This is a genomic window from Amycolatopsis sp. NPDC049688 (genome assembly GCF_040674975.1).
Taxonomy (GTDB): domain Bacteria; phylum Actinomycetota; class Actinomycetes; order Mycobacteriales; family Pseudonocardiaceae; genus Amycolatopsis.
Genome location: NZ_JBFANY010000002.1, coordinates 279,047 through 299,365 on the forward strand (window position 1 = coordinate 279,047; position 20,319 = coordinate 299,365).

Annotated in this window: 23 protein-coding genes and 1 tRNA gene; 11 read left to right on the forward strand and 13 right to left on the reverse strand. The window is 69.8% G+C overall.

All coding sequences use genetic code 11. The features are described from left to right. Positions 1-180: 180 nt before the first annotated feature. Positions 181-651: a MarR family transcriptional regulator gene (locus AB0J55_RS07270; protein ID WP_364244108.1), complete on the reverse strand. Its 471-nt coding sequence runs from the start codon at positions 649-651 to the stop codon at positions 181-183. Positions 652-724: 73 nt separating this feature from the next. Here AB0J55_RS07270 and AB0J55_RS07275 point away from each other — a divergent pair, with 73 nt between their 5' ends. Beyond that, positions 725-1,915: an FAD-dependent monooxygenase gene (locus AB0J55_RS07275; protein ID WP_364244111.1), complete on the forward strand. Its 1,191-nt coding sequence runs from the start codon at positions 725-727 to the stop codon at positions 1,913-1,915. Here AB0J55_RS07275 and dcd read toward each other — a convergent pair. Beyond that, on the reverse strand, positions 1,912-2,493 hold the full coding sequence (gene dcd / locus AB0J55_RS07280; RefSeq protein WP_003058109.1) for a dCTP deaminase: 582 nt from the start codon (positions 2,491-2,493) through the stop codon (positions 1,912-1,914). The genes AB0J55_RS07275 and dcd overlap by 4 nt on opposite strands. A gap of 23 nt (positions 2,494-2,516) precedes the next feature. Then, positions 2,517-3,710, reverse strand: coding sequence for an oxygenase MpaB family protein (locus AB0J55_RS07285; protein ID WP_364244114.1), 1,194 nt, complete (start codon positions 3,708-3,710; stop codon positions 2,517-2,519). A 110-nt stretch (positions 3,711-3,820) separates the two neighbouring features. Between AB0J55_RS07285 and AB0J55_RS07290 the strand changes: the two genes are divergently transcribed. Continuing rightward, positions 3,821-3,891: transfer RNA gene (locus AB0J55_RS07290), tRNA-Gly, on the forward strand. Between the two features lie 85 nt (positions 3,892-3,976). Here AB0J55_RS07290 and AB0J55_RS07295 read toward each other — a convergent pair. From AB0J55_RS07295 to AB0J55_RS07305, 3 genes are all read right to left on the reverse strand, one after another. Continuing rightward, positions 3,977-5,167 carry a DUF6596 domain-containing protein gene (locus AB0J55_RS07295; protein ID WP_364244117.1) on the reverse strand — a complete coding sequence of 397 codons (1,191 nt, stop codon included), beginning with the start codon at positions 5,165-5,167 and terminating at the stop codon, positions 3,977-3,979. Beyond that, a complete protein-coding gene (locus AB0J55_RS07300; protein WP_364244120.1) occupies positions 5,164-5,514 on the reverse strand; it encodes a YciI family protein in 351 nt (116 codons plus the stop codon). The genes AB0J55_RS07295 and AB0J55_RS07300 overlap by 4 nt, the downstream gene beginning before the upstream one ends. Before the next feature lie 97 nt (positions 5,515-5,611). Continuing rightward, positions 5,612-6,262 carry a hypothetical protein gene (locus AB0J55_RS07305; RefSeq protein WP_364244122.1) on the reverse strand — a complete coding sequence of 217 codons (651 nt, stop codon included), beginning with the start codon at positions 6,260-6,262 and terminating at the stop codon, positions 5,612-5,614. A 106-nt stretch (positions 6,263-6,368) separates the two neighbouring features. Here AB0J55_RS07305 and AB0J55_RS07310 point away from each other — a divergent pair, with 106 nt between their 5' ends. Next, positions 6,369-6,746, forward strand: coding sequence for a nitroreductase family deazaflavin-dependent oxidoreductase (locus AB0J55_RS07310; protein ID WP_364244124.1), 378 nt, complete (start codon positions 6,369-6,371; stop codon positions 6,744-6,746). An 8-nt stretch (positions 6,747-6,754) separates the two neighbouring features. Continuing rightward, positions 6,755-7,291, forward strand: a complete 537-nt coding sequence (locus tag AB0J55_RS07315; RefSeq protein ID WP_364244126.1) for a GNAT family protein — start codon at positions 6,755-6,757, stop codon at positions 7,289-7,291. On the opposite strand, the gene AB0J55_RS07320 is transcribed toward AB0J55_RS07315, so the two are convergent. From AB0J55_RS07320 to AB0J55_RS07335, 4 genes are all read right to left on the reverse strand, one after another. Further along, the gene (locus AB0J55_RS07320; RefSeq protein WP_364244129.1) at positions 7,281-7,607 is read right to left on the reverse strand and encodes an MmcQ/YjbR family DNA-binding protein; all 327 of its coding nucleotides are present in this window, start codon (positions 7,605-7,607) and stop codon (positions 7,281-7,283) included. The genes AB0J55_RS07315 and AB0J55_RS07320 overlap by 11 nt on opposite strands. 38 nt (positions 7,608-7,645) lie before the next feature. Beyond that, the gene (locus tag AB0J55_RS07325; RefSeq protein ID WP_364244132.1) at positions 7,646-9,337 is read right to left on the reverse strand and encodes a bifunctional metallophosphatase/5'-nucleotidase; all 1,692 of its coding nucleotides are present in this window, start codon (positions 9,335-9,337) and stop codon (positions 7,646-7,648) included. Positions 9,338-9,453: 116 nt separating this feature from the next. Beyond that, the gene (locus AB0J55_RS07330; RefSeq protein WP_364244134.1) at positions 9,454-10,233 is read right to left on the reverse strand and encodes an alpha/beta fold hydrolase; all 780 of its coding nucleotides are present in this window, start codon (positions 10,231-10,233) and stop codon (positions 9,454-9,456) included. A gap of 39 nt (positions 10,234-10,272) precedes the next feature. Further along, entirely contained in the window at positions 10,273-11,352 is a 1,080-nt protein-coding gene (locus AB0J55_RS07335; RefSeq protein WP_364244136.1) for a Gfo/Idh/MocA family oxidoreductase, read from the reverse strand. A 371-nt stretch (positions 11,353-11,723) separates the two neighbouring features. Between AB0J55_RS07335 and AB0J55_RS07340 the strand changes: the two genes are divergently transcribed. Then, complete coding sequence (locus AB0J55_RS07340; RefSeq protein ID WP_364244138.1) at positions 11,724-12,353, forward strand: VanZ family protein; 630 nt, start codon at positions 11,724-11,726, stop codon at positions 12,351-12,353. On the opposite strand, the gene AB0J55_RS07345 is transcribed toward AB0J55_RS07340, so the two are convergent. Then, positions 12,294-12,470, reverse strand: coding sequence for a hypothetical protein (locus tag AB0J55_RS07345; protein WP_003058066.1), 177 nt, complete (start codon positions 12,468-12,470; stop codon positions 12,294-12,296). The two genes, AB0J55_RS07340 and AB0J55_RS07345, sit on opposite strands and share 60 nt — an antisense overlap. Positions 12,471-12,536: 66 nt before the next feature. Beyond that, entirely contained in the window at positions 12,537-13,181 is a 645-nt protein-coding gene (locus AB0J55_RS07350) for a class I SAM-dependent methyltransferase (RefSeq protein WP_364244140.1), read from the reverse strand. Positions 13,182-13,208: 27 nt separating this feature from the next. Here AB0J55_RS07350 and mug point away from each other — a divergent pair, with 27 nt between their 5' ends. From mug to AB0J55_RS07370, 4 genes are all read left to right on the forward strand, one after another. Then, positions 13,209-13,772, forward strand: a complete 564-nt coding sequence (gene mug, locus AB0J55_RS07355) for a G/U mismatch-specific DNA glycosylase (protein ID WP_364244142.1) — start codon at positions 13,209-13,211, stop codon at positions 13,770-13,772. 259 nt (positions 13,773-14,031) lie between these two features. Then, positions 14,032-14,808 carry a response regulator transcription factor gene (locus tag AB0J55_RS07360; protein ID WP_364244144.1) on the forward strand — a complete coding sequence of 259 codons (777 nt, stop codon included), beginning with the start codon at positions 14,032-14,034 and terminating at the stop codon, positions 14,806-14,808. Between the two features lie 128 nt (positions 14,809-14,936). Then, positions 14,937-16,772 carry an acyl-CoA dehydrogenase gene (locus AB0J55_RS07365; protein WP_364244146.1) on the forward strand — a complete coding sequence of 612 codons (1,836 nt, stop codon included), beginning with the start codon at positions 14,937-14,939 and terminating at the stop codon, positions 16,770-16,772. 139 nt (positions 16,773-16,911) lie between these two features. Continuing rightward, positions 16,912-17,187, forward strand: a complete 276-nt coding sequence (locus AB0J55_RS07370; RefSeq protein ID WP_364244149.1) for a GlsB/YeaQ/YmgE family stress response membrane protein — start codon at positions 16,912-16,914, stop codon at positions 17,185-17,187. Between the two features lie 61 nt (positions 17,188-17,248). On the opposite strand, the gene AB0J55_RS07375 is transcribed toward AB0J55_RS07370, so the two are convergent. Then, positions 17,249-18,661, reverse strand: a complete 1,413-nt coding sequence (locus AB0J55_RS07375; RefSeq protein WP_364244152.1) for an MFS transporter — start codon at positions 18,659-18,661, stop codon at positions 17,249-17,251. A gap of 110 nt (positions 18,662-18,771) precedes the next feature. Here AB0J55_RS07375 and AB0J55_RS07380 point away from each other — a divergent pair, with 110 nt between their 5' ends. After that, entirely contained in the window at positions 18,772-19,611 is an 840-nt protein-coding gene (locus tag AB0J55_RS07380; RefSeq protein ID WP_364244155.1) for a helix-turn-helix transcriptional regulator, read from the forward strand. Continuing rightward, positions 19,608-20,315 carry a leucine-rich repeat domain-containing protein gene (locus AB0J55_RS07385; RefSeq protein ID WP_364244158.1) on the forward strand — a complete coding sequence of 236 codons (708 nt, stop codon included), beginning with the start codon at positions 19,608-19,610 and terminating at the stop codon, positions 20,313-20,315. Before AB0J55_RS07380 ends, AB0J55_RS07385 begins: the two co-directional genes overlap by 4 nt. Positions 20,316-20,319: the final 4 nt, after the last annotated feature.

The following is a 20,319-nucleotide window of genomic DNA, read 5'->3' on the forward strand; positions in this document are numbered from 1 at the left end:
CGCGTCCACGGCCAGTTCTGGCGCGGTGCGCGCGCAGGACGGCGTGTGGTCGTCCGCGACCTCGAGGCCGGTGAGCGGCACGTCGCCGGTGTTCTTGACCAGAATCGAAAAGGTGACCGTGTCGCCTTCCCGGACTTCGCACGGGAGCGTGGCACCAGACCCGGTTTCACGCCTTCATACTCACTCTTTCGTGGCGCCGGTCAGCTTCGCCGTCGACTCGTGGGTGAGGGTGGTGGCGGCCTGGACGAAGCCGATGATCGTCCGGAGTTCGTCGTCGGTGTAGCGGTCGCAGAGCTCGTGCATGCCCTGGACGAGGTGGTCCCACAGGTGCACACCCTTCGCGATCGACTGCAGGTCGAGCGCGATGAGGATCTTGCGCCGGTCGTCGGGGTGGCGCTCGCGGTTGACGATGCCCTTGCGCTCCAGCCGGTCGATCATCGCCGTCACCGACGCGGGTGCGAGGCCGGAGAGCCGCGCCAGGTCCTTCGGCGTCTGCGAGCCGAAGCGCGCGAGGTAGTCCAGGACCTTCGTCTCCACCGCCGACAGTCCGCGGGTCTCGGCGATCGCGGTGTGGAACATGACCGTCTCCGTCGACAGCTCCCGCGACCTGAGCAGGACTTCTTCGACGAGTTTCGCGCGCTCGCTTGACACGGCGACCAGCCTAGCCCACCCTTTAGTTCGATAAAACGAATTACTTTCTAAGAGATTCGAGGGGACGAACGACATGACACGGGCACTGATCATCGGGGGCGGCGTCGCGGGCACGATCACGGCCATCGCCCTGCACGAAGCCGGGCACGAGCCGGCGGTGTACGAGGCTTACGACCGCGACTCCGAGGGCGTCGGCGCGTTCCTCACGCTGGCGGTCAACGGCCTGGAGGCTTTGGCCCCGCTGGGACTCAAGGACGTGGTCCGCAGCGTGGGCTTCGACTCGCCGCGGATGTCGATCGGTCTCGGCAACGGCACCCGGCTGGCCGAACTCTCCGGCGGCGCCCTGGCGAACGGCACGGTGAGCCGGACCGTTCTGCGTTCCGACCTCTACGTCGCGTTGCGCGACGAAGCCGTGCGGCGAGGCATCCGCATCGAGTACGGCAAGCGCTTGATCGACGCGAACCAGACGGAAACGCACGTCAGAGCGGACTTCGCCGACGGCTCGCACGCGGCGGGCGACCTCCTGATCGGCGCCGACGGCCTCCGCTCCCGCGTCCGCACGATCATCGACCCGGACGCGCCGTCACCGCGGTACGTCCCACTGCTCAACACCGGTGGGTTCGCCGAAGGGCTGGACCTGCCGGACGAGCCGGGCGTGCTGAACATGGTGTTCGGCAAGCGCGTGTTCTTCTGCCACGTCGTCAGCACGGACGGCCGCGTCTGGTGGTTCGCGAACCCGGCCCGCAAGACCGAGCCGACCGCGGCCGAACTGGCCACGCTCGCCGGGGAGAAGCTGCGCGCCGAGCTGCTGCACCTGGTGGCCCGCGACCGCACGCCGGCCACCCGGATCATCCGCGCGACCCGGGAGATCTACCCGGCCTGGCCGACGTACGACTTCCCGACAGTCCCGGTCTGGCACCGCGGCCGCATGGTGATCATCGGCGACGCGGCGCACGCGACGTCACCGGCGGCGGGCCAGGGCGCCTCGATGGCCATCGAAGACGCCGTCACGCTGGGCAAATGCCTCCGGGACGTGCCCGACGTCGAGCGCGCGCTGACCACGTACGAGAGCTTGCGGCGCGGGCGGGTCGAAGCAGTGGTGGCGGCCGGCAAGCGCAACGGCGACCAGAAGGTGATCGGCCCGGTCGGGCGCGTCGTGCGCGACTTCTTCATCAAGCGGGCGTTCGCGAAGCCGTTCGAGGAGGACCCGAACGCCTTCATGTGGAACCACCGCATCGACTGGGATGAAAAGGTCGCGGCTTAGCGCCAGGTGTCGACGCGGTGGAAGTTCTTGTACGCCCGGCTCGGGGTCGGGCCGCGCTGCCCCTGGTAGCGGGACCCGGCTTCGCTGGAACCGTACGGGTGCTCGGCCGAGCTGGAGAGCCGGAAGATGCAGAGCTGGCCGATCTTCATGCCGGGCCAGAGCGTGATCGGCAGGTTCGCGACGTTCGACAGCTCCAGGGTGATGTGCCCGGAGAAGCCGGGGTCGATGAACCCGGCGGTCGAGTGCGTGAGCAGCCCGAGGCGTCCCAGCGACGACTTGCCTTCGAGCCGGCCGGCGAGGTCGTCGGCGAGGGTGACGAGCTCGAAGGTCGACCCGAGCACGAACTCGCCCGGGTGCAGCACGAAGGGCTCGTCGCCCTCCTTCTCGACCAGTGAGGTCAGCTCGTCCTGCTGCAACTGCGGGTCGATGTGGGTGTACTTGCTGTTGTCGAAGACGCGGAAGAACCGGTCGAGCCGGACGTCGATGCTGGACGGCTGGACCATGCCGGCATCGAAGGGGTCGATGCCGAGCCGGCCGGCGTCGAGCTCTTTGCGGAGGTCACGGTCACTGAGCAGCACGGCCCGAAGCCTATCCGGTGGGTTCAGGCGGCCCGCATGTGCTGCGCGTAGGTCGTGTCAGGCGCGAAGAGCTTCTCGAGCCGCTTCACGTACCCGCGCCGCCCGGCCTGCCCGATCCGTTCCTGCAGCGCGGTGGCCCCGGGAATGAACCGCCGAACGGTCTCGGCGGCGAAGTTGACCCCGGCGACGGCGACGATCGCGGCCTGCGCGACGGGATCGTTCGGCAGCCCGAGGAAGTCGGCGTTGGCCTTCCCGAGCACGAGCCGGCTGATCGACGAGTGCACGGCGACGGAGACGTGCGAAAGCACCTTCCCGACGGCCCCACGCCCTTCGCCGACGGCGGCGTTGGCCTCGATCAGCGCCTTGGCGAGCCGTTTCGAGTCGTCGTCGGGGATGAACTCGGTGGCGGCGAGCAGCCACAGCAGTCGCCAGGCGTCCTCTTCGGAGGTGGGCAGCAGCTCGTCGTCGACGCCCATGAGCCAGCCGATGTACCGCCAGAGGTGCAGGATGTCGCCGCGTTCCCGGGCGGAGTAGCGGAGGCCGAGCAACTGCGTGCCGAAGACGTAGACGAGCGAGAAGAGCAGCAGCGTCCCGGCGGTCTGCACCTGGTTGACGGGCCGATCCCAGGCGGCGTAGTCCCAGTCCTCCCGCCGGTTCATGGCGGCCCGCACATGGGCGTGCACGACCCGGATCCGCAACGCGGCGGCGTACCCCTTCCCCCCGTGCTTGAGGGCACCGGGCGTGGTGACGTCGATCCACCAGGCAGCGGTCTCGACGAGCCGCCGCGTGGCCTTGTGCTCGATTTCACCGGTCCCGACCAGCGCTTTCGTCGCCCGCGATGCGAGGTAGCCCCCCATCAGCGACATGTCACCGAGCGGAAAGAGCCCCAGCAGCCCGGCCCGCGTGATGGCTTTCGCGCCGCGCTCGAGCCGCTCGTCATCGACCCAGTAGGGCTTGGCGTCGACTTGGTCGAAGAAGTCCTTCAACGGCCCGGCCGCTTCAGCGCGGCTCTTGAGCGCCGCTTCGAAGAGGGCACGCCCCTCGCCTTTGGGCTGCTGCGCCATCCAGGCGACGACGTCGTCCGCGAGCTTGTCCTGCACCTGCGCGAACTCGCGCAGCCGCGCGACCTGCCGCTCGTCACCGCGGATGTCACCTTCGATGAACAGCCGCTGGGCCAGCCGGAACCCGCCTTGCCGGAACAGCTCGGGCTCGTCCATGGCGCGCACCTCCACCAGTCGACAACAAGTGTTGTCACTTGACGCGCGCGAGTCAAGGAGGAGGGTCCTGGACAAGGGGATCACGGTGCCGTGTATGCTGACGACGCACTGCGGATGTAGTTCAATGGTAGAACATCAGCTTCCCAAGCTGAATACGCGGGTTCGATTCCCGTCATCCGCTCTCACAAAAGGCCTCGGGCGTGAAGTCCGAGGCTTTTTGCTTTTCGTCAGTTCCGCGGTTTTCACCGTGAAACCACCGATGACAGTCACCGTGATTCCAGCCGACGCCGCAGATGCGCCACATGGGCGGCGGGCAAGCCGGTCTCCTCCGCACGCGCCAACGCCTCCGCAGCCGACGCGGAACCCAAGCGGTGCAACAACTCCGCCCGCGACGCGTGCCACCACGGGTACTCGGCCAACCCCGGCAACGCGTCCACCAGCGCCAAAGCCGCGGCCGGGCCGTCGCGTTCGGCCACCGCCGCCGCGCGGTTCAGCCTCACCACCGGGGTGTCCTGGACCGTCAGCAGCACGTCGTACCAGGAAATCACCGCGTCCCACTGCGTCTCCGCGTACGTCGGCGCCAGGTCGTGGCAGGCCGCGATCGCCGCCTGGACCACGTACGCGTTCGGGACCGCCGGGGTCCGGCGCAGGCCGCGGCCCACCAGCTCCACGCCCTCCTTGACCAGCGACGCGTCCCACGACGAACGGTCCTGCACCGAGAGCAACGCCGGCGAGCCGTCCGGGAGGAACCGGGCCGCGCGGCGGGCGTCCTGCAGCAACACCAACGCCAGCAGACCCAGGGCCGTCGGCTCGTCCGGCATCAGGGACACCAGCAACCGGGCCAGGCGGACGCCCCCGTCGGCGAGCGTGGCGCGGCCCGTGTAGCCCTCGTTGAAGATCAGGTACACCGTCGACGCCACCCCCGCGAGACGCGCGGGCAGTTCCTCCGCCGAAGGCACCCGGTACGGGATCCGCGCCTGAGCGATCTTCTGCTTCGCCCGCGTCAGCCGCTTCGCCATCGTCGCTTCGGGGACCAGCAAGGCGCGTGCGACCTCCGCGGTCGACAACCCGCCCAACGTCCGGAGCGCCAGCGCCACCTGCGCGTCCAGCGACAACGCCGGGTGGCAGCACGTGAACACCAGGCGCAGCAGGTCGTCGCGGACCGAGACCGGGTCCGGGAACGGGTCGACGGCCGGCATCGCGTCCGCCTCCTTCCCGAGCCGCTTCGCTTCACGCCGGACCACGTCCACCGCGCGGCGGCGGGCCGCGACCAGCAGCCAGCCACGCGGGTTTTCGGGGACGCCGTCGCGCGGCCACGTCTCGAGCGCGCGCACGACGGCGTCCTGCACCGCATCCTCGGCCAGGTCGACACTTCCGGTGACGCGGACCAGCGTGGCCAGTACCCGGGTGCCCTCGTTTCGGACCAGCCGCGCGACCGCGTCCCCGGTGCCGCTCACCGGCCGAAGTCGACGACCGGCCGGACCTCGATGGCGCCGTCCCAGGCGCCCGGGATCTGCGCCGCGACCTTGACGGCTTCGTCGAGATCCGCGCATTCCAGCAGGTAGAAGCCGGTGAGGGCTTCCTTCGTCTCCGCGTACGGGCCGTCGCTGGTGACGATGTCGCCGCCCTTGCCGCCGGTGACGCGGACGGTCGTCGCGGTCGCGGTCGGGTACAGCGCCGCGCCACCGCGGATGACCGCGGCCGCGCCGGCGCCGAACTCGTCGTAGTCCTTCAGCATGCCGGCGGCTTCGGGCCGGGTCGGGTCGACGTCGGAGGCGTAGATCAACGCGGCGTACTGGGGCATGGCTGCTCCTCACAGGTCCTGACCGGCGCCGATCGCCGGTTCTCACTGTAAGGACGAACGGGCGGAGCCGCGCCGGGACAACCGCGCCGGATTTTTCTCAGCCCTCGACGAGCTCCCAGTCCGACTCCGGTGTCTCGCGGTCGTACACCTGGCCCGGTGCAGCCTTCAGCACCGTCCGCACGTCCGGGTACAGGTTCGCCACGTGCTCCAGCTCCAGGCCCTCGACCTCGAAGTCCTCCGCCTCCGGGACCTCGAACCCGACGAACAGCCAGGTGCCGTCCTGCTCGCGCACGACCTGACGGACCGCGCGCACCGGCTGCTGCGGCCCGGTCGGGATCTCGGTCAGGCCGGTGCTGATCTGGGCCTCGTCGTCCGGCGAGCCTTCGTACGCCCAGTTCGCCCGGCGCTGGGCGAGCAGGCGGACGTCCTCGTCCTCGTCGTCGGAGCCGGTCACCGACGAGAGCAGCCACGTGCGGCGCTCCGGGTCCCAGTCGGCGGCCATGCCCGTCGGGAGGTCCGCCAGCGCGCCCAGCTGTGGCAGCAGCTCGAAGGCTTCGCGCAGCGACATCTTGCCGAAGCTCTCGCGGTTGACCAGCACGTCGTCGGACAGCTCGGTGCCGTCGCTGATGAACCAGTCGTCCTCGTCGTCCAGCACGACGAAACCCAGCGCGTCGGGGTCGTTCACCAGGGCCAGCGCGATGATGACCGGCCCTTCCGGGTCCTGGCGCAGCGGCCATTCGGTCGACATGCGCCATATCCCACCATCGCGGCGCCGCCCACCGGGAGCCGGGGTCACCCGATCGGTTAATTCATCAAATGTTGATATCTGCGCCCCGCAGGATCATCATGGGGGCATGGTGCTCTCGAAGCGAGTCGCCCGCTTCAACCGCGTCGCGACCAACCAGGTTCTCAAGCACGTCGCCGGCTGGGCGCCCGGCTTCGCCATGGTCGTCCACAAGGGACGGAAGTCCGGGCGCGAGTTCCGCACGCCGGTCAACGTCTTCCGCACGAAGGACGGCTTCGTCGTCGCCCTGACCTACGGCCCCGGCGCGGACTGGGTGAAGAACGTGCTCGCCGCCGGCGGCTGCACCCTCGTCACCCGGCGGGAAAACCTTTCCACCCACGGCGCCGAGCTCGTGCATGATGAGTCGCGGAAGGCCATGCCGGTGCCGATCCGGCAGATCCTCGGCCTGCTGGACGTCAACGACTTCCTGCTGCTGAAGCGGGATTAGGGGGAGAAATGCTGCTCGAGGGGGAACTCGTCCGGCTGCGCGCGCTCGAACCGGAGGACGCCGAGCGGATTCACGCGTTCGTGACCGACCCGGAGGTCGGCCGCTGGATGGAGAACGACCACCCGCTTTCCCTCGCCCAGGTGCGCAAGCGCTGCGAAGACCGCGCGGTCAACACCTACGAGAAGGTCGTCCTCGGCATCGAAGCGAAAGCCGAGCGCAAGCTCATCGGCGTCATCGACCTGCGCGACGCCGAGCCCGAAATCGGCGAGGCGTACCTCGACGTCTACATCGGCGACGCCGAGTACCGCGCCGGCGGCGGCTACGGCACCGAGGCGCTGCGCCTGATGTGCCGGTACGGCTTCAACAACATGCGGCTGCACCAGGTCACGCTGTGGGTCGTCGCCGAGAACGAGGTCGCCCGGCACGTCTACCGCAAGATCGGGTTCGTCGAGGAGGGCCGGCACCGCGAGGCGTTCGTCGGCCTCGACGGGCAGCGGCACGACATGATCCTGATGAGCATGCTCAAGGGCGAGCTCAAGTGGTGAGCCGCTTCGGCGCCTTCAGCCGCCACGCCTCTTCGAGCAGCTCACGCAGCTGATCGACGTCCACGCGCTTGAGATCCACGATGATCGAGCCGTACCCGTCGTAGTGCGGGGTCGTGAAGAAGGCCGCGTCGCCGGAACCCAGCAACGCGGCCTTCTCGTCGTGCCCGCACAGCACCACCAGGCCGCCTTCGGCCTCGGTGCGCAGCCGCGCGAAACCCTTGCCCGCCACCTTCAGCGCGGGCGTCCGATACCACGTCGACACCTCGACCTCCGGCAGCCCGGAGGCGAGGTGCACGACGTCTTCCCAGGTCGTCATGGGTCCATTGTCGACCCGGCGGCTTGGAAAAACGGGAACTACGGCAGGCGGGTGATCCGGTCCGCCGCGGGCGGCGCCAGGTTCGGGTGCGCACCCAGGTAGGCGATCAGCGCGTCGAGGTCCACCGGGCCGCCCGACAGGTTCGTGCCCTTGGTGAACTCGGTGAAGCCGTCCCCGCCGGCGGCGAGGAAGTTGTTCACCGACACGCGGAACGTCGCCGCCGGGTCGACCGGCGTGCCGTTGATCGTGAGGTTCGAGACGCGCGAGCCGATCGGCGCGCTCGCCGAGTACGAGTAGTGCAGCGAACTCGAGATCTGCAGAATCTTGGTGCCGGCCGCGGTCCACTGCTGTTCCAGCACGTTCTTCAGGTTCGCGCCGGTCAGCGTGATCGTCTGCATGATGTTCGAGAACGGCTGGACCGTGAACGCCTCGCCGTAGGTCACCACGCCGTCGCCCTCGCCACTCGGCGACGACTTGTACGTCAGGTCGGCGCGGATGCCGCCCGGGTTGGTGATCGCGACGACCGCGTTGTTCGACTGCGTGCCCGCGAGCTGCGCGTCGGCGATGACGTCGCCGAGCGGCGACTCACCGGCCGCGTTGCCCGCCGCCGGCAGGTCGGCGGTGATGGTGCCGACCTGCCGGTTCGCGATCGGCGCGGACTTGGTCTTGGCGTCGGCGACCAGCGCGGCCACGGCCGGGTCCGGCGTGACCGTGCGGGTGACGATCTCGTTGAACGCCTTGGTCTGCGACCGCACGACGTCGCGGGTCTTCAGGCTGATCTTCAGGTCCACCACCGACAGCAGCCGGCCGAACGACGAGCCCTGGATGACCGGCCGCGGTTGGCCCGCCGGGTCGTTGATCACGCAGTTGTACTGCTGGTGGCTGTGCCCGGTGAAGAAGGCGTCGACCTTCGGCGTCACCGCGGCCGCGATCGCGGCGGCCGGGCCCGGGCGCAGCTTGCAGTCGTTCGGGCCCTCGACCTCGGTGCCGTCGCCCTGGTGCATGAGCACGACCTGGGCCTTGACGCCGAAGTAGTCGAGCAGGTTCGCGGTCCGGTTGATCGCCTCGACCTCGTCACCGAACTTCAGGCCCTTGATGGCCTCCGGCGTGACGACGGAGGGCAGGTCCTTCAGCGTGGCGCCGATGACGCCGACCGGCACACCGCCTTCGAACTTGACGGTGAACGGCAACAGCGCGGGCAGGCCGTTGGTGAAGTACACATTGGACCCGAGGAACGGGAACTTCGCACCGTCGAACGTCGGCTGGAACTGGCAGCCGTCCGTCGGGTGGCAGCCGCCGAACTGCATGCGCTGCAGTTCCTTGTAGCCCTCGTCGAACTCGTGGTTGCCGACGACGGACGCGTTGACGCCGAGCATGTTCAGGAAGTCGATGGTCGGCTCGTCGTGGAACAGCGCCGAGGTCAGCGGCGACGCGCCGATGTTGTCCCCGGCGGACACGACGAACGAGTTGCGCACCTGCGCCCGCAGCTGCTTCACGTGCGTGGCCAGGTAAGCGGCCCCGCCGGCGTCCACAGTGGTCCCGTCCGACTGCACCACGCGCCCGCTGGAACCGGACGGCGGCTCCAGGTTGCCGTGCAGGTCGTTGAACCCGATGATCCGGACGTCGGTCGTGGGGTCCGGGCGCTGGCCCGCGGACGCGGGTGCGGTGGTCACCGCCGTCGTAGCCAGCGCGGCCGCGGCGAACACCGCGAGCCGGGTAGAAAGCCTCATGAGTGTTCTTCCTCCGATTCGCGCCCAGGGTCCCCGAACGGGCGCACGGCGGAGGATTCTGCCTGGTGAGCCGGTCACCTACCAGGGTCAAAAGACGGCCGTAAAGCGAATGTCACCTAACGGCTTCCGTCGAGCAGCACGCGCGCCACGAGCTCCGGGTCGTCGTTCATCGGCACGTGCCCGCAGCCGGGCAGCAACCGGAACACCCCGTGCGGCGCGACTTTCCGCAGGTCGGCGACGCGCGGCCGGGCGAGGATCCGGTCGCGCTCGGCCCAGGCGATCGTCACCGGGACGCCGGTGACCGGGCCGGTGAAGCGGAAGTCCCCGCGGGACTGGGCGGCGGTGGGTTCGAAGCCGGGCGCGGTGGCGAGCGCGTGGGCGTCCTCGACGACGGATTCGGGCGTCTGCCGCTCGGGCCGCCCGACGATCATCCCGGTCAGCGCGCGCCGCCCGGCCGCGGTCGCGGCGATCCGGCGCACGACGTGCGGCGGCGTGCGCTGGGCAAGGGCACGGTGGGCCTTGAGCGTCGCGATGGCGTACACCTTCTGGCGCCGGTTCCACAGCCCGGCCGGCGACAACGCCGTGACGCTGCGGACCAGCCCGGCCTCTCCGAGCGCCAGCGACAGCAGGCCGCCGAGCGAGTTGCCGGCGACGTGCGGCCGGTCGAGCCCGAGGTCGGTGAAGAGTTCCTTGAACATCACCAGCGCGGGCTCGATGCCGTACCCGCCGGACGGCTCGGGCGACTCCCCGAAGCCGGGCAAGTCGACGGCGATGACGTCGCGATGCGGCGTGAGCAGCGGAAACACCGGCGCCCACGCCTGACGGCGGTGACCGATGCCGTGGATCAGCACCAGCGGCTCGCCGCGCCCCGCACGGTCGTAGACCACGTCGTCCATGACCCGAGGGTAGCGGAAACCTACGACCGGCGGTAACAGTTACTCTGCGTCCGGCTCGACCCGGCGCCCGCTGTCGGCCGACCGCTGGACGGCGTCCAGCACGCGGTGCACGCGCAGGGCGTGCGCGAAATCGGGGAGGTCGCCCTTGAGGTGCCGCGCGTAGGCGTGCGCCACGTTGTACGACGGTTCGGCGCTGCGTCCGGCCAGCTGCGGCAGTTCGTACCGGGCGGGAACAGTCAGCTTTTCGAGCGTGCCGGTCCGGCTGCCGCGCAAGGTCAGCTTCGCGATCCAGAACAGCGGGTCCGCGGCCTCGACGACCAGCGTGCCCTCGGTGCCGTTGATCTCCCAGTGGAAGTCCGTCGCGGGCGACGTCCCGCCGCGCACGTGCAGCGACGCGACCGCGCCGCCGGTCAGCACGCCGGTGACGGCGATCTGGTCCGGCGCGGTCATCGCGACCGACTCGCCGGTGACCTCGTCGCGCACCCGCGGCCGGACGGTCGCCATCGTCGCCGAGAGCGTGGTGAAGCCGCCGAGGACCATGGCGAGCGCGTCGACGGTGTGCGCGAAGGGGATGGTCAGCATCGTCGCCCCGCCTTCGGGGTGCAGCTGGTAGTCCCGGCCGGCCCGCACGCTCGGCCCCCAGTTGGCGCCGGAAGCGATCAGCGACGTCGAGAGGACGCGGCCGACGTAGCCGTCCTTGATGAGGTCACGCAGGTAGCGCAACGCCGGCGCCGAGCGTCCCTGCAGGCCGACCGCCGTCGTCTTCCCGCGAGCGGCTTCGGCCAGCGCCTCGGTTTCGGCCAGGCTCACGCCCAGCGGCCACTCGCTCAGCACCTGCTTGCCCGCGGCCAGCGCGGGCTCGATGAGCGCCCGGTGCTCGGGCACCTTCACGGCGACGACCACGAGGTCGACCTCCGGGTGCCGGGCCAGCTCCCCGGCATCGCCGAAGGTCAGGGGGACGCCGTACTTCTCGCCGGCCACCCGCGCGGACTCGGCGTTGCTGCCGCTGAGCGCCCGGAGTTCGTAGCCGTCGACCGCGGCCAGCGCGGGCACGTGCGCGGTCGCGGCCCAGCCGCCGTTCGCGCTGAGCCCGACGATGCCGACCCGGACCGGTGCCATGAGCGTTCCTTTCGTTGCCTGCACAAGAGTTCGACGTGCCGAGCGTCGTGGTCATTCCCCGGTCGGCGCAAGCAGCATCCGGTTACGCCGGCATGACTTCGGTAACACCCGGCCGGGCGGTGCCGATGTGGCGGACGTTCCGACATGTGGGGGAAAGATGGGCATCGAGGTCGTTCTGATCGTGCTGGTCGTCGTGGTGCTGCTCATCGGGGGCACGGTGCTCAGCGCCTGGCATTCCGAACGCGGCGAAGAGCGCGACGACGACTGACCGATCGGCCCGGCGGCGGGTCGGCCAAGTGGCCGATGGTGACCGGGCGGCGCGGCTCATCGACCGAAGCGGCACCGGCGGCAAGATCCATACCGTCGGTGGCATGACGAACGCACAGGTCACGGCCCTGCAGTACGGCTTCATCGGGTTCCTCGCGCTGTGGGTCGTGGTGCTCGTGCCGCAGCTGATCACCCAGCTCGCCCGCCACGGCGGCCTGCGCCTGCGCGGCCTCGCCGCCACCGCGGCGGTGCTGCTCTACGGCTGCATGACCCTCGCGGTCGTCCTCCTGCCGCTGCCGGGCCCGGGCACCCGCCGGCTGGCGCAGACGGTGCAGCTGCACCCGTTCCAGTGGATCGCCGACATCCACACGGAGCTGCTCAAGCACGGCGGCGGGGACTGGTTCACGACGCAGGCGTTCCAGCAGGCGTGCCTGAACGTGCTGCTGTTCGTCCCGCTGGGGGTGTTCGCGCGGATCCTCTGGCGCCGCGGCCTGATCGGCACGGCCCTGATCGGCTTCACGGCGTCGCTGTGCATCGAACTCACGCAGGTCACGGCCAACTTCGGCACAGCACCGTACGTCTACCGCATCTTCGACGTCGACGACCTCATGAACAACACGGCAGGCGCCGGCGTGGGCTGGGTGTTCGGCGCGCTGCTGCTGACGTTCCTGCGTTCACCGGTCCACGTGCAGCCGGCCCGGCGCGAGCGGGTCGACTTCGCCCAGACGCGCTAGCCGGGCTTTCCGCTGCAAGGCGGCTCGTTTGGCGGCCCGCCGGTCTTCGAGCACGACAACGAGCGCGGCGACGGCGAGGACCAGCGCAACCAGCCCGAGGACGATCGGAAGCTGCACGAAATCCTCCTCGGTACGGCGCTGTGCGGGAGATCACACAGGGTACGCAGGTTCGTGGTGAATCCGCTACCCCTTGCGACGGGCGCGGGCGGCGAACCACATGTGGTCGGGAGTGAGCCAGCGGTCGAAGACGAAATCGGCCGAGGTCAGGACGTGGTCGAGGGCCAAGCGGCGGCAGGTGAACTCCTGGTGCCACGCTCGTCCGCGCGCCGAATAGCGGACCGTCGCCGAGAGCAGATCGCCGTCGCGGACCACGTCGGCGAGCTCGATCGTCACCTCCCCGAGCAGGCGGCCCTGGCCGGACGCGGCCGTGTCGAACCACTCGGGCGGATGCCACTCGACGATCAGCTGCCCGTCCGGGCTGAGGTGGCGCCGCGCGGCGGCGAGCATCGCCTGCCGGTCCGCGTCTTGCTCGGTGTTGATCAGATGGCTGCCGAGAAGGACCGCGTCGAATGTCCGCCCGAGGTCCAGATCCCCGATTCGCACGCAGACTGCCGGGGAGCGGACGTGCGCGAGCATGGCGGGCGAGTCGTCCACGGCGACGAGCTCGTGGCCCAGCTCGGCAAGCGGGTGCGTGACGCGGCCGGCGCCGCTGCCGAGTTCGAGGACCGAGGCGTCCGGCGGGACGGCGGCGTGCACGATCTCCGCCTCACCGTTCGGCGGCAGGAGCAGGTAGACCTCGACGGGGGAACCGTCCGTGGTGACCTCCATCCCCCGAGCGTGCCGGAAACTGGACCGGTGAGCACCCGACCCACCAAGGACCAGCTGGCCGCAGCGCACAACACGACCATCCGGGACGTCATCGCGCCCGACCTCGACGTCCTGTTCTGCGGCATCAACCCCGGCCTCTACTCCGGCGCCCTCGGCCAGCACTTCGCCCGCCCCGGCAACCGCTTCTGGCCCGCGCTCCACAACGGCGGCTTCACCCCACGCTTGTACAAACCCAGCGAACAACACGAACTCCTCGACCTCCACCTGGGCATCACGAACGTCGTGGCCCGGACCACGGCCCGCGCCGACGAACTGTCCGGCGACGAACTGCGCGAAGGCGGGAAACTGCTGGTCGCGAAGGTCCTCGAGTACCGCCCGCGCTGGCTGGCCGTCGTCGGGATCACCGCCTACCGGACCGCGTTCGGCTTCCCGAAAGCCCACGTCGGCCCGCAGGACCACCACCGGATCGGTGACACCCGCGTGTGGGTGCTGCCGAACCCGAGCGGGCTGAACGCGCACTGGACGCCGGCCGGGCTGGCGGCCGAGTTCGGGCGGTTGCGGGCCGCATCCGATGACTGTCGAAATCGTTGAACGGCTGCGGGCCACCCTCAGTAGCGCCAACTGCCCCATCAGGTTCCTTCCCGTCCGGCCAAGCCAGCTCGACAAGATCGACTTCTACCCACAGTTTGCTGTGACCTGCAGGTTGGGCCATGAGGGGGATTTGGCGTCATGAGCTGCGCAATCGCGACTCGTACCTAGCAGGAGGAGTCACCTTGGCCGGTCCAGCAGGGGGATCGGACGGCGCCGGCGAGGCGACCCGAAGGCGACGGCGCAGAGACGGAGGCCCACGATGCACGGCATCGAGCCCAGCCGCAGGCCCAGCGGGCCGGCCGGACCCGGCGGGCGCAGTCTCGGCGTGGCGGTCGTCGATCCGGTCCCGATCTTCCGCGACGGCCTCGCCGCGCTCGTCCACCGCAGCCAGGGGCTGCACTGGGCGGGCCAGGCCGCCAGCCACCACGCCGCGCTGCAGCTGTGCGAGCAGGTCAAGCCGGACGTCGTCGTGCTCGACTCGGCGCTCGACCCGAACTGCCACCTGACCAAGCTGCTCAACGCGGGTGACCCGGCGCTGATCCTGGTCACGCTGATCCGTGACGCCAACCGCACGCAGCAGTACCTCGCGGCCGCGATCGCCGCGGGCGCGCACGCGATCGTGCCGCGGTCGATCGATTCACGGCGGCTGGCCGAAGCGATCCGGCGGGCCCACACCGATCGCCGTTACATCGATCCGGCGCTGGCCGCACTGACGGCCCGGCCGAAGCGCACGACGGTCCCGAAAAGCGACGACAGCCCGCCGTCGCCCCGCGGCGGGATGCCCCTGTCCCGGCGCGAGTACCAGGTGCTCCAGCTGGTCGCCGAAGGACTCGAAAACTCGGCGATCGCGAAGCTGCTCTTCCTGTCCGTCGAGACGGTCCGGACGCACGTGAAGAGCATCCTGCGCAAGCTTTCCGCCCGGGACCGGACACACGCGGTGACGATCGCCTTCCGCAGCGGGATCCTCGTCGCCCGGGCGGAGGACGGCCACGTCCCGGTGACTGCCGACACAACCGCCCTTCCGAACCAGCGCTGACCCCAATTTCGCCTACCCGGAAGTGCGGATCTGCTTGCCCTGGTTACCCACAGGTAATATCCTGAAGTTACCGGCGAGTAAGGCGAACATGTGCCCGGCCGGGGAGCCGAACACATTGGAGTGACGACATGGGCCACTACAAGAGCAACGTCCGAGACCTGGAGTTCAACCTCTTCGAGGTACTCGGCGTGCAGGACCGCCTGGGCAAGGGTGTGCTCGCCGAATCCGACGAAGAGACCGCGCGCGGGGTGCTGTCCGAGCTGAACAAGCTCGCGACCGGCCCGCTCGCCGAGTCCTTCGCCGACGCCGACCGCAACCCGCCCGTGTACGACCCGAAGACCTTCAGCGTCAAGATCCCCGAGTCGTTCAAGAAGAGCTACAAGCAGCTCCTCGACGGCGAGTGGTGGCGCCTCGGCCTGACCAACGACCTCGGCGGCTTCGGGCTGCCCCCGACCGTGCAGTGGGCGGCGTCCGAGCTGATCCTCGGCGCGAACGCCCCGCTGTTCATGTACATGGCGGGCCCGAACTTCGCCATGATCGTGAACAAGAACGGCACCGAAGAGCAGAAGCACTGGGCCCAGATCATGATCGACCGGCAGTGGGGCGCCACCATGGTGCTGACCGAGCCGGACGCCGGCTCCGACGTCGGCGCGGGCCGCACCAAGGCCACCAAGCAGGAGGACGGCTCCTGGCACATCGACGGCGTGAAGCGGTTCATCACCTCGGCCGAGCACGACATGAGCGAAAACATCATGCACCTGGTGCTCGCCCGCCCCGAGGGCCCCGGCATCGAGACCAAGCCGGGCACCAAGGGCCTGTCGCTGTTCCTCGTCCCGAAGTTCCACTTCGACTCCAAGACCGGTGAGCTGGGCGAGCGCAACGGCGCCTTCGTCACGAACGTCGAGCACAAGATGGGCATCAAGGCCTCGACGACGTGCGAGCTGACCTTCGGCCAGCACGGCACCCCGGCCAAGGGCTGGCTGCTCGGCGAGGTCCACGACGGCATCGCGCAGATGTTCCAGGTCATCGAGTACGCCCGGATGATGGTCGGCACGAAGGCCATCGCGACGCTGTCGACGGGTTACCTCAACGCGCTCGAGTACGCCAAGGAGCGCGTCCAGGGCGCCGACCTGCCGAACATGCTGAACAAGACCGCGCCGCGCGTCACCATCACCCACCACCCGGACGTCCGCCGCTCGCTGATGCTGCAGAAGGCGTACGCCGAGGGCCTGCGCGCGGTGTACCTCTACACCGCGTCCTTCCAGGACCAGCTGTGGACCGGCGAGGGCGACCAGAAGCTCGCGCACGGCGTCAACGACCTGCTGCTGCCGATCGTCAAGGGCGTCGGCTCCGAGCGCGCCACCGAGCAGCTCGTGCAGTCGCTGCAGACGCTGGGCGGGTCCGGCTTCCTGCAGGACTACCCGATCGAGCAGTACATCCGCGACGCCAAGATCGACTCGCTGTACGAGGGCACCACGGCGATCCAGTCGCTGGACTTCTTCTTCCGGAAGATCGTCCGTGACAAGGGCCAGTCGCTGGCCTTCGTCGCCGGCGAGATCACCAAGTTCATCGAGTCCGAGGCGGGCAACGGCCGGCTCAAGAACGAGCGCGCGCTGCTCAAGCAGGCCCTCGAGGACACCCAGGGCATGCTCGGCTCGCTGATCGGCTACCTGACCGCGTCCCAGGAGGACCCGCAGAGCATCAACAAGGTCGGCCAGCACACGGTCCGCCTGCTGATGTCGGTCGGCGACCTGCTGATCGGCTGGCAGCTGCTCAAGCACGCCGAGGTCGCGATCGGCAAGCTCGACGCGGGCGCGTCCGCCAAGGACACCCCGTTCTACGAGGGCAAGATCGCCGTGGCGTCGTTCTTCGCGAAGCAGGTGCTGCCGGAGCTGACCGCCCGCCGCGCCATCGTGGAGGCCGCCGACAACGAGCTCATGGAGATCGACGAAGCCGCGTTCTGATCAACGCATTCCGCCGAAGGGCCCCTTCCGACCCGGAAGGGGCCCTTCGGCGTTTCGACGTCATACCGCCGGGGAATTCCGTCTGCGAGAGTTCGCGGGACCGAGTGGCCGGACCCGCGATCACCGAGAGGAGAAAGTGATGACTGTCGCCGGCATCATCAGCGCCATCGTCGTCGGGCTGATCATCGGTGTTCTGGGCCGGCTGGTCGCTCCCGGCAAGCAGAACATCCCGGTCTGGCTGACCATCGTGATCGGTATCATCGCCGCCTTCATCGGCACCGCCATCGCGCGGGGCCTGGGCTACGCGGACACCAACGGCATCGACTGGCTGGAGATCCTCACCCAGGTCGTCCTGGCCGCGATCGGTGTCAGCATCGCCGCCGGCGCGTACGGCCGTCGTGGTGTAACCCGGTAACACCCAGGAACCTCGGCCCGGCCGGTCCACCTTCGGGTGAACCGGCCGGGCTTTTCCGTGCCTACCGCCTCGACGCCCGCGCGAGGGCGACGGCGAACCCGCTACCCGCCAGCAGCAACACCGCCGCCCACGTCATCGTCGTGGTGATGGCGTGCGCGGACGACCCGCCGGTGAGCGTCAGGAACAGGCTCCCGAACACCGCGACCCCGACGACCTGGCCGAGCTGCAACGTCGTCGTGAGCAGGCCGCTGGCGTCCGCCGCGCTCGCGAGCGGGACGTGCGTGAGGGCGTGCGCCATCAGCGATCCGAACGCCAGGCCCATGGACAGGCCGAACAGCACGAGCGCGGCGAAGAACAGCGCGCCGCCCTTGCCGCCGTCCTGCAGGCTCAGCCCCAGCAGCCCGTACGCGACCGCCGACCCGACGTAACCGAGTGGTACCAGCGCCGCGTGGATGCGTTCCGGCAGCTTGTGCCAGAAGAAGCCGCAGATGCCGAAGACCACGCCGCCGGGCGCCATGGTGAGGCCGGCGGCCAGCGCCGTCTCCCCGAGACCCGCCTGCAGGTGCAAGGCCACGCAGAAGAGGAACCCGCCGTAGGACGCCATGCCGGTGGCCAGGGCGGCCAGTCCCGGCGCGACCCCGCGGACCTTGAGGACGCCCAGGTTGACCAGGGGGTCGCGCACCCGGCGTTCCACGACCACGAACAGCACGGCCAGCAGTACGCCCGCCGCGAGCGAGCCGAACGTCCATGTGGGCCAGCCGGTTTCGTGCCCGAGGACCAGCGGCAGCACGACGAGCACCACCGCGGGCACGGCGATCGCGAGACCGGCGAGGTCGAGCCGCCGGCCCGCCTTGGCCGCACCGCCCGGGACCAGCCGGAGGGCGAGCACGGCCACGAGCACGCCGATCGGCACGTTCACCAGGAAGATCGGCCGCCAGCCCGCCCCGAACAGGTCCGCGCCGACGAGCACCCCGCCGAGGACCTGACCGGCCACGAACGCGACCGAGATGACCGCGGTGTACGCGCTGAGCGCCCTGGCCCGCGCGGGGCCGGTGAAGTGCGCCTGGATGACGCTGATGACCTGCGGCATCATCAGCGCGGCGCCGGCGCCCTGGGCGATCCGCGCGACGATCAGCGTCGCCGGATCCGGCGCGAAGCCGCACAGCAGCGAGCAGACGGTGAAGGCGACGACGCCGGTGACGAACAGCCGCCGCCGTCCGAACAGCTCGCCGAGCCGGGCGCCGGTGATCAGGAGCATCGCGTAACCCACGGTGTAGCCGGACACGACGAGCTGCAGCGCGGCGCCGGACGCCTGCAGGTCGGTGCGGATGTCGGTCATGGCGACGTTCACGACGGTGACGTCGAGCAGCGCCATGAACTGGCCGAGCAGGAGGACGGCCAGCATGAACCACGGCCGCCTGTCCGGCCGGGCAGCCCGGTCCGGAATGGCCGCGGCATCGGTGGTCAGTGTCATGCGTCCGACCTTGAGGTTCTTCGGTCTTGGCCGGAGAGAGCCTGCTGATGCTGGTACCTGGAACACCTGGTTCGCCGAAAATTGTCGTACCTCTCGGGCACCATGTCCCCATGACGTCAACGCAGGTCCACACCAGCCGCCGGGAGGAACTCGGCCAGTTCCTCAAGGCGTGCCGGGCACGGATCGGCCCGGCCGAGGTCGGGCTGCCGCCCGGCGTGCGCCGCCGCACCAGCGGGTTGCGGCGGGAGGAGGTCGCGCTGCTCGCCGGCGTCGGCGTCACCTGGTACACGTGGCTGGAGCAGGGGCGGCCGATCAACGCGAGCGCGCAGGTGCTCGACGCCGTGGCGCGCACGCTGCGAATGGACCACCCCGAGCGCGAGCACCTCTACCGGCTGGCGGAGCTGACGCCGTCGCGGCTGCCGTCGTCGGTCGAGGAGGTGCCGGACGCGGTGGGCGAAGTGCTGCGCGCGCTCGACCCGCTGCCGGCCACCGTGGTCAACGGCCGGTTCGACGTCCTGGCGTCGAACGCGGCGCAGGAGGACCTGTTCTGGGAGTGGCACAGCCTGCCGTGCCTGCACAAGAACCTGCTGTGGTGCTGCGTGACCGAGCCGAACGCGCGGCGGTTCCTGCTGAACTACGACGAGGAAGTGCCGCACATGGTTGCGCGGATGCGGGCCGAGTACGGCAACCACGTCGGTGACCCGTCGTGGGAGGAGGACATCCGGCGGCTGTCCGCGCTGAGCCCCGAGTTCGCCGGGCTGTGGGCGCGGCACGAGGTGGCGGAGCCGCGGGCGAGGCTGCGGGAGTTCGAGCACCCGCGGGCCGGCCGGATGCACTTCCGGCTGACCGAGCTGGCCGTGTCGGAGGCACCGGGTCTGCGGATCCAGGTGTCCACTCCGGACAACGCGGCGACGTGGGCGTTGCTGCCCAGGACCCGGCGGTCGTCATGACGGTACTGGACCTGAGCGATCAGGGGCTGACGTCGGTGCCTTCGGTACCGCCCGACGTCACCCGGCTCGACCTGTACAAGAACTCGATCTCGGAGGTGCCCGGGTCGCTGTGGTCGCTGACGTCGTTGGAGGTGCTGAACCTCGCAGCGAACCGGATTTCTTCGCTGCCGCCGGGGATTTCGGCGCTGACGTCGCTGCACACGCTCGACCTGGCGCACAACCGGTTCGACGCGCTGCCGGACGAGCTGGGCGAGCTGGCCGGCCTCACCGAGTACCTGTACGTCAGCGACAACCGGCTGACGAAGTTCCCGGATGCCTGGTGCCGGCTGGGGAAGCTGCGGTACCTGGGGTGCACGGACAACCGGCTGACGGCGCTTCCCGCGGACCTCTCGGGGTTCGCGGCGCTGCGCGAACTCCGGCTCTACCGCAACGAGCTGACCGCGCTGCCGGAGTCGATCGGCTCGCTGAGTGCGTTGCGGGAGCTGCACCTGCGCGGCAACCGGCTGACGTCGCTGCCGTCGTCGATCGGGGCGCTGGGTGAGCTGCGTCAGCTGGATCTGCGGGAGAACGCGTTGACGACGTTGCCGGCGTCGTTGGCCCAGCTGTCCAAACTGGACAAGCTGGATCTCCGGTGGAACAAGCAGTTCCGCGAGCCGGCGTGGCTGCGCGACTTCGAGGAGGCTGGTTGCATGGTCCTTCGCTGACAAC

Bases quoted from the DNA above. Each gene is read 5' to 3' on its own strand.
- AB0J55_RS07275 (WP_364244111.1), top strand. From the start codon at position 725: ATGACACGGGCACTGATCATCGGGGGCGGCGTCGCGGGCACGATCACG.
- AB0J55_RS07285 (WP_364244114.1), bottom strand. From the start codon at position 3,710: ATGGACGAGCCCGAGCTGTTCCGGCAAGGCGGGTTCCGGCTGGCCCAG.
- AB0J55_RS07300 (WP_364244120.1), bottom strand. From the start codon at position 5,514: ATGCCCCAGTACGCCGCGTTGATCTACGCCTCCGACGTCGACCCGACC.
- AB0J55_RS07305 (WP_364244122.1), bottom strand. From the start codon at position 6,262: ATGTCGACCGAATGGCCGCTGCGCCAGGACCCGGAAGGGCCGGTCATC.
- AB0J55_RS07310 (WP_364244124.1), top strand. From the start codon at position 6,369: ATGGTGCTCTCGAAGCGAGTCGCCCGCTTCAACCGCGTCGCGACCAAC.
- AB0J55_RS07315 (WP_364244126.1), top strand. From the start codon at position 6,755: ATGCTGCTCGAGGGGGAACTCGTCCGGCTGCGCGCGCTCGAACCGGAG.
- AB0J55_RS07320 (WP_364244129.1), bottom strand. From the start codon at position 7,607: ATGACGACCTGGGAAGACGTCGTGCACCTCGCCTCCGGGCTGCCGGAG.
- AB0J55_RS07325 (WP_364244132.1), bottom strand. From the start codon at position 9,337: ATGAGGCTTTCTACCCGGCTCGCGGTGTTCGCCGCGGCCGCGCTGGCT.
- AB0J55_RS07330 (WP_364244134.1), bottom strand. From the start codon at position 10,233: ATGGACGACGTGGTCTACGACCGTGCGGGGCGCGGCGAGCCGCTGGTG.
- AB0J55_RS07335 (WP_364244136.1), bottom strand. From the start codon at position 11,352: ATGGCACCGGTCCGGGTCGGCATCGTCGGGCTCAGCGCGAACGGCGGC.
- AB0J55_RS07340 (WP_364244138.1), top strand. From the start codon at position 11,724: ATGACGAACGCACAGGTCACGGCCCTGCAGTACGGCTTCATCGGGTTC.
- AB0J55_RS07350 (WP_364244140.1), bottom strand. From the start codon at position 13,181: ATGGAGGTCACCACGGACGGTTCCCCCGTCGAGGTCTACCTGCTCCTG.
- AB0J55_RS07360 (WP_364244144.1), top strand. From the start codon at position 14,032: ATGCACGGCATCGAGCCCAGCCGCAGGCCCAGCGGGCCGGCCGGACCC.
- AB0J55_RS07365 (WP_364244146.1), top strand. From the start codon at position 14,937: ATGGGCCACTACAAGAGCAACGTCCGAGACCTGGAGTTCAACCTCTTC.
- AB0J55_RS07370 (WP_364244149.1), top strand. From the start codon at position 16,912: ATGACTGTCGCCGGCATCATCAGCGCCATCGTCGTCGGGCTGATCATC.
- AB0J55_RS07375 (WP_364244152.1), bottom strand. From the start codon at position 18,661: ATGACACTGACCACCGATGCCGCGGCCATTCCGGACCGGGCTGCCCGG.
- AB0J55_RS07380 (WP_364244155.1), top strand. From the start codon at position 18,772: ATGACGTCAACGCAGGTCCACACCAGCCGCCGGGAGGAACTCGGCCAG.
- AB0J55_RS07385 (WP_364244158.1), top strand. From the start codon at position 19,608: ATGACGGTACTGGACCTGAGCGATCAGGGGCTGACGTCGGTGCCTTCG.